The 1,475-nt window shown below is 55.0% G+C and carries 1 protein-coding gene; it reads left to right on the top strand.

Annotated features, from left to right (window positions below):
• Window positions 1-280 precede the first annotated feature (280 nt).
• Window positions 281-1,475 (top strand): permease (locus B3Z49_RS02110; RefSeq protein ID WP_296987929.1); only part of this gene is annotated, 1,195 nt, incomplete at its 3' end.

The raw sequence follows: 1,475 nt of genomic DNA, 5'->3' as shown, positions 1-1,475 counted from the left end.
CACTGGTAAATAATGAAGATTGCAGCGCCCCAATACCAAACTCACTGCGCAATTGCGGCAGCACCGCCGTGGCCGAAAACCACAGCGCAAGCGCCATCAACTGGCAGATCGTGATCATGGAAACGGCAAAAACCTTGCCCGTACGCACCGTGCTTCCCCCGCGGCATTTTTAGCATTTCGGCCATCATACACAGATGTTGTCGAATACCTATCTTGGAACACCTCACCTTTCCAGCCGTTTAACAAGGACCCCGACACCTGAAATGGCAGGAAGGTCACAATGGATTTGCTAGATCAATATTCAAACGGCGTCATGACCGCACTTGGTTTCTTCTGGAACGCGCTGTGGGCGTTTGTGCTTGGTTACGCCATCAGTGCCGCGATTCAGGTTTTCGTTCCCAAGAACCGCCTGACTGCGCGTATGGGCGACGCCGGTATCGGTAGCGTTTCGCTTGCCGGTCTGTTTGGCGCGATATCAAGTTCATGCTCGTTTGCGGCCCTTTCAGCGGCACGATCGCTGTTTCAGAAAGGCGCACATTTCATTGCCACTGTCGCCTTCATGTTCGCATCGACCAATCTGGTCATTGAACTTGGCGTTTTGATCTTCCTGTTTCTGGGGTGGCAGTTTCTGGCCGCCGAAATCATCGGTGGTATCCTGATGATCGCGATTTCGGCCGTTCTGATCCGCGTGACATATCCCAAGGAGACGATTGAAGCCGCCAAGCAACATGCCGACGCGGAAACCGGCAGTGAAGAAGACGACTTCGACTGGAAGAAACGCATCAAGTCCCAGGAAGGCTGGCAACAGGTCGGCAACCGCTTTGTTATGGAATGGCAGATGGTCTGGCGTGAAATCCTGATCGGTTTCACGATTGCCGGCTTTATTGCGGTCTTTGTCCCGTCCGAATTCTGGCAGACCCTGTTCCTTGCCGGGGACGGCACGGGTAAGGCGTCAGACTTGCCGTTCCTGACCGTTCTTGAAAACGCCCTTGTGGCACCATTTGTCGCCGCCGCGACCTTTATCGGCTCGATGGGTAACATTCCATTGGCCACGGTTCTCAGTGCCGGGGGTGTCAGCTTTGCCGGGATTATGGGCTTTATCTATTCGGACCTGATGGTCCCGCCACTGGTCAAGGTCAATGCCCGGTATTATGGCTGGAAAACTGCGCTTTATATCGCGGGGGTCATGTATGCCAGCATTGTGGCCACTGCGCTTATCCTGCATTACGCCTTTGTCGCACTCGGCGCCCTGCCCGAAAGCAGCCGCGACATCGCCGAGGTCAGTGCCTTTGGCGTCAATTACACGCTGTTCCTGAACATCGCGGCCTTTGGTCTGATTGGCATCTTGCTGTGGCTCCGCCGTGAAGGCCAAAAGGCAGCACAGCACGACCACGAGCATGATCATGGTGGCCACGACCACAACCACGGTCATGATCACGATCATGATCACGACCATGGCGACGGGTCTTTGCTTT

It is taken from the genome of Thalassospira sp. UBA1131 (genome assembly GCF_002311515.1).
Taxonomy (GTDB): domain Bacteria; phylum Pseudomonadota; class Alphaproteobacteria; order Rhodospirillales; family Thalassospiraceae; genus Thalassospira.
This window is presented reverse-complemented; position numbering and strand designations above follow the sequence as displayed.